This is a genomic window from Streptococcus sp. oral taxon 431, from assembly GCF_023115445.1.
Taxonomy (GTDB): Bacteria; Bacillota; Bacilli; order Lactobacillales; family Streptococcaceae; genus Streptococcus.
This window is the reverse complement of sequence record NZ_JALDUI010000003.1, coordinates 140,021-146,107: the sequence shown is the minus strand read 5'-3', so window position 1 is coordinate 146,107 and position 6,087 is coordinate 140,021. Positions and strand designations below refer to the sequence as shown.

General features: G+C 37.1%; 4 protein-coding genes and 1 pseudogene. All 5 read right to left on the bottom strand.

All coding sequences use genetic code 11. From position 1 onward, the window contains the following. The coding region (locus tag M1R56_RS03545; protein WP_248034627.1) for a YSIRK-type signal peptide-containing protein at positions 1 to 3,093 on the bottom strand (3,093 nt) is incomplete at its 3' end. 465 nt (positions 3,094 to 3,558) lie between these two features. Further along, a complete protein-coding gene (locus M1R56_RS03540) occupies positions 3,559 to 3,954 on the bottom strand; it encodes a YtxH domain-containing protein (RefSeq protein ID WP_248034626.1) in 396 nt (131 codons plus the stop codon). Next, positions 3,954 to 4,353, bottom strand: a pseudogene (locus tag M1R56_RS03535) (DUF948 domain-containing protein). The gene M1R56_RS03540 and the pseudogene M1R56_RS03535 overlap by 1 nt, the downstream one beginning before the upstream one ends. 1 nt (position 4,354) lies before the next feature. Continuing rightward, positions 4,355 to 5,143 (bottom strand): prolipoprotein diacylglyceryl transferase, encoded by a 789-nt coding sequence (gene lgt, locus M1R56_RS03530; RefSeq protein WP_075231806.1) that lies wholly within the window; start codon positions 5,141 to 5,143, stop codon positions 4,355 to 4,357. Next, complete coding sequence (gene hprK / locus M1R56_RS03525) at positions 5,136 to 6,071, bottom strand: HPr(Ser) kinase/phosphatase (protein ID WP_194251822.1); 936 nt, start codon at positions 6,069 to 6,071, stop codon at positions 5,136 to 5,138. Before hprK ends, lgt begins: the two co-directional genes overlap by 8 nt. Positions 6,072 to 6,087 lie beyond the last annotated feature (16 nt).

Here is a 6,087-nt window from a genome sequence, read left to right as displayed (position 1 = left end):
TGGGAGTTCGGTTGTCTCCACTTTGTCCTTCGCTGCGACTTTGACAATTGTTGCTGTTGGATTTACTACTACTGGTTTTCCTACTGTTTCTGTAATAGCGCCTGTAGTAGAATCAACACCATATGTTGTTGTGGTAGTGCTTGAACCTGCTTGGCCTGCTTCTTCCACATTTGGTTGATCTTTGTCGCGTGTATCATCTTTTACATATTTCTTAGGTGATGGAATTTCTGTTGTTTCTACTTTATCCTTCGCTGGAACTTTGACAATAGTATTCGTTGGTGCTTTCGTACGAACTGGTTTACCTTCACTTGCTGTAATCTTTCCAGTATTAGGATCCACAGTGTAAGTTGTTGTGATAGTGTCTTCACCATCTTCACCTTTAACAGTAGTTGGGGTTGTACCTTTTTCTTTTGTACCATCTTTTTCATAAACTACTGGAGACGGTACTACTCTCTTCACAACCGTTGGTGCTTTCGTTTTCCCATAAGTTCGAACTGTTGTTGGAGTTACCTTACCTGTTTTTGAATCAACTTCATAGGTAGTGGTATCAATCACATCACGACCTTCAGAATCTTTAGATTGTTCAACCTTAGTTTTCGCACCAACTTTAACGATTGTCTTACCTGCCGGGGTGACAACTGGGGTACCAACGTGTTCTGTGATATGACCGTCGTTTGAATCTACATCGTAAGTAGTTGTAGTAACTGTTTTACCTTTTTTACCCTCAATACGCTGATATGGTGTACCGAAGTTTTTTTCAACATCTTTAACATACTCAACTTCAGGTTCAATTGGCGTTTCTACTACTTTGTCCTTCGCTCCCACTTTTACAACTCTAGCTATTGTTAGAGTTACGACTTCTGGTTTGCCTTTTGATGGAGTTAGGGTTCCATTTACTGGATTTACGCTATATGTTGTGGTGACTTTAGTTTGTCCTGCTTTCCCTAGAAATTGAACGGTAACAGTACCTTTTGGACTGTTCTCATCTTTTAAATAAACTGGTTTGGGTTCAACTGAATTATACTCAACTATATCCCTCGCGCCACCTCTATTGACTACTTCTTCCTTCTCAGTCGAAGTAAGACTGCCAGTTTTTGAGTTTACTGTGTAGCTCGTTGTCTTCTTAACAACATCGTCTCCTTTTTTAATGTATTCTACTTCGTCCTTGGCTGCGACTTTGACAACTGTTTCTGTTGCCGGTTGCTTAACTACTGGTTGTCCTACATGTTCAATAAGATCTCCAGTGTTAGGATTGACACTATAAGTTGTTGTTACCGTCTGTTCTCCAGTTTTACCAGGCTCTTCAACATTAACTTGTCCTTTTTCGCGTGTATCATCTTTTACGTATTTCTTAGGTGATGGGATTGCTGTTGTTTCTACTTTGTCCTTAGCTCCATCTTTCTTGAACATTTCATCAAGTGTATTCTTAGTAATGTTTTCTGTATCAGGATCCTTGATACTAACAGTTGTTGACTTAATGATGTCATTTCCGAGTTTGCTATATACAACAGTTTCTCCAACTTTTTCTAGAGACTTGGCTGTAGTAATCTTAGGATTTTGAAAACCTATCCCATCTAAGGAAATTCGTTTCCCAGAAATAAACTCTGGTCGTCTATTAATCATATCGGCTTCAAAATAAGAACGGGAACTATGCCCTCCTTTTGTATCCCCAACATTTATAACAACATCACTATCATTACTGACACTTTTTCCTATAGTAGAATCGTTATTAACTATATAATGGGTCAGTTTACCTGACTTAGCTATTTTTTTACTATCTAAACCTTTTTGCCAAAACGCAGATGATGAGAGAAGACCTGTCCTCACTTTTGGAGCATTAAATGTTGTTCCTTTTTTTAATACATTATTATAAAAGTTTCTATAAGCCAGCTGTTCTTTAGTAGACATGACTCTGCTGTCAGAATATGCCAACTGATAGGCTTCAACCATTGCCCGTTGTACTAAATATCCTCCCAGAGAATGTCCTGTTAGATAAAGGTTGGTGACACTCTTATCCTTGGCTAATTCACGCATAATTTCTTCTGCTTCTATCGCCTGTTTAGGATTACTCCCTGTTCCAAGTGTTATATCAGCACCTATATCTTTAGAATCACTAGTCCCACGAAATGCTAGTACCTGGGCAGTTCCATTTGGTAAATATAAGAAATCGCTCTTAGTCTCAAATAATACAGCATCAAGTCCACTGGATGTATGATAACTTTTCTTTCTTTCCCAATAAGGTCCCAATTCCCTATTCATCATCATATATTCATAGCGTGGTTTACTTTCACCTTTCTTTTTGTATAACTCTGCTTCTGTTAAAGGTCTCTTATGATCCAGTACTCTGTCAATGTACTTATCGTCACGGTAAGCCAATTCCATGAACATAATCATATCACGTTCACTTACATTCCATTTTAATTTTTCATCTGGCTTTTCGTCACTATCAATAATCCCATCACCATCAGTATCCTCTAGTAACGGATGACTATTATAACCTACATACTTTTTACCATTTTTTTCATAAATATAGAGTTCTTCTTTATCACTCAAATAATCGTTATCTGTATAACCATTCGGTTTTAACTGTTCTCCATCTAGTAATAGGCTATCATACTTATCCCCTTCTGAACCGATTATTCCTGCTTTGATTTTTTTAGCATCTTCCTCAGTCAATTCATATTTTTTAATCTCAGTAGGATTTGATGCTGCTCTAACCTCTGGAGCACTTGATCTGTCTTCACCAGCCACCAAAGTAGTTGCCGTCGAATTGATATTTTCCTTACCACCGGAAGTATCTAGAACTGTCTCTTTTGTAGCTACTGTTGAAATCTCTTTAGCATCTATCTCAGAAGAAGCATTGTTTCGATGTTCTGAGATACTTTGAGCTTCTTCTTTGATCTCCACAGTCGGCAGAGAATTGTCAGTTTCAGAATTAACTTCTATCCCTGTATTATTATCATTATTATTTTCCGTAGAAGCTAAGACTCCTTGAGTTGGAGCAAATAAGGAAACCCCTATTAGTACCGACGCCACTCCAAAAGAAAACTTTCGAATCGAAAAACGCTGGCGTTTATTAAAGATATCTTTCATGTTATCCAATCCTTTTTAACAATTTTTCATATAAAACATAGAAAACATTAACATTTTCTGTTAACAAAATCACAATTTTTTCTTTTCCTAAAATTTAGGAAGTTTACTCTACTTTAATACATCACATTTTAAATCCTTTCAATTTTTAAATAACTATTTGTTATAATAGCTAAACCCAGTCACCCAGTTCATCAGGCATGTTATTTAGGTTACGGACAGAACCGCTAATTTTAGACTTCCAAACAACTCTGTAAAAAGTACAAGGTTATCTTTTTCTATTTTATCATCTAGTTCCATTTTCCCATCCGTATAAAGATCAATAACCTGCTGTTAAAATTTCACTAAATTAAGAAAGAAATCTAAATACTGAACTTTCTATACTGCCATTATATCACAAAGAATTCCTTAAAAGAAAAAAATCACCATTCTTGATTTTCTAGAAAACCAAAAAATGGTGATTCTATGTTAATTTTCTTGAAGCTCAATGACAATTTCTTGACCATTTCCATTTTCTTCCACAACTACTTTTTCTTCCAGTTGTGATTTGAAATGATTCAAGGTTTCTTTTGAAACTTCAGTCGCTTGTTGAGCATGATATTTTGCTTTATCAAGAACAGTGTCCAGAGTAATTTCCCCAGATTCAATCTGCTCTTTTGTTTTAAGAACAAATTCTTTGGTTTGTTCTTTGACATCCGTTAATTTTTCACAAACCTGCTCTTTCGCATATTCAGGATCTTCTTTTAGATCTTCTAAAAATTCTTGTGCTTGGCTTCTAACTTGTTTTCCTTTGTCACTAGTTAGAAACAAGGCAGCTGCAACGCCTGAAACAGTTCCTAAAAGGATAGATGATAGTTTTCCCATTAGTCAACTCCTTTTTTATTTTTTAAAAAATTTACTTGCAACACGAATGGCAGACAAGCCTGCGCCAGTCTTCAAGGTTTTTGAACCAGCAGATGATGCCTTTTTACTCAAAACACGCGCTTGATCATTAAGGTCTGATACAGAAACAGACAAATCAGCCACTGCTGTAAAGAGGGGGTCAATCGTTGCCACTTTAACGTTGATATCATCAACCAGAACATTGACCTTTGTAAGCAATTCATTTGTTTGATGAAGAGTTACATCTACATCTGATGTTAAAGTTTTAACAGTTTTTTCAGTTTCATCAATTACACGACCAACTTTTTGAAGGGTAATAATCAGATAAACTAAAAATACAACCAAGGCAATTGCCACAATAATATAAGCCACTTCTAACATTTTAATTCTCCTTTTTTACATTATAAAATGGTGCTTTTTTCCGATTTTGATAAAAGATGATATAAATACCAAGGCCAATCAATAGGGCAGACAACCACTGGGATACTCGGAGCCCAAAGAACATGAGACTATCCGTACGCATGCCCTCGATAATCATACGTCCAAATCCGTACCAAATTAGATAAAAGGCAGTGATATGACCACGACGGATACTCTTTAATCGGCGTCTAAAAATGACAATCAAGGCAAAACCGATCAGATTCCAGATAGATTCGTATAAGAAGGTTGGTTGGCGGTATGAGCCATCAATATACATCTGATTCTTAATAAAACCAGGTAAATAGTCTAGATTGTCAACGACTGCTCCATAAGCTTCTTGGTTAAAAAAGTTTCCCCAACGCCCTAGACTCTGAGCAATCATGACGCTCGGAGCTGCAATATCTAAGAAATCCCAAGTATTGATTAATTTGCGATCAGCAAAGATATAGAGAACAATCGCTCCAGTAATTAAACCGCCATAAATCGCAAGACCACCATTCCAAATAGCAAAAATCTCTCCCAGATGTTGGCTATAGTAATCAAATCTAAAAATAACATAGTAGAGTCTAGCACCAATGATGGATAAAGGAAAGGCAATTAAGATAAAGTCCAAAATATCATCAGATAAAATCTTCTTTTTAGGCGCTTCTTTACTGGCAAGGTATACCGCTAAAACAAGACCTGAAACAATGCAGAGTGCATACCATCTAACAGCTAAAGGGCCAATTTGAAAAGCAATTGGATCAATCATCTTTCACCTCGTTCTTTGCAATCAGATTTGTCAATCTTTCTTCAAACAATCGAGTAGCATCAAAGCCCATTTCCTTAGCACGATAATTCATCGCTGCTGCTTCGATAACGACAGAAATATTACGTCCTGTTTTTACAGGAATGCGGATACGCGGAATGGCTACTCCAGAAATCTCCAATTCTTCAGCATTATTGCCTAGGCGATCAAAAGTCTTTTGTGTGTCATAATTTTCTAGATAGACAGCTAACTGAACTTGTGAAGAATCCTTAACTGCACTGGCACCATAAAGACTCATCACATCTATAATACCAACACCACGAATCTCAAGTAAATGCTTCAAGATTTCAGCTGGTTCACCCCAGAGAGTCATTTCATCCTTAGCAAAGATATCTACACGGTCATCCGCTACCAAACGGTGTCCTCGTTTCACGAGTTCTAAACCTGTCTCACTCTTACCAATACCACTGTCACCCTGAATGAGCACACCCATACCATAGATATCCATCAAGACACCATGTACACTTTCACGCTCAGCCAAACGAGAATCTAGGTAACTTGACAATTCCCCAGACAGACGACTTGTTGCTGTACGACTCGTTAAAATAGCGATTTTACATTCTCTAGCAGCCTTTAGCATTTCCTCTGGAACTACTAAACCACGCGCAACAATAACTGCAGGTGTTTCTGGTTGAAACATCTTTTTCAAAACCTGGTAGCGATTATGAGAAGACATACTAATCAGATAAGACCACTCTTTCATTCCCAAAAGTTGAATCCGCTCTGGAGTATAGTAGTCAAAATACCCCGTCATTTCAAGCCCTGGTCGCGTAATATCCGCAGTATTGATTTTCTTTTCAAGTAATTCAGTCTCACCATAGACAATGTCTAGTCTGAGCTTATCAATCACTTCTTTGACTAAAACCGACATAATTTTCTCCTTCAAT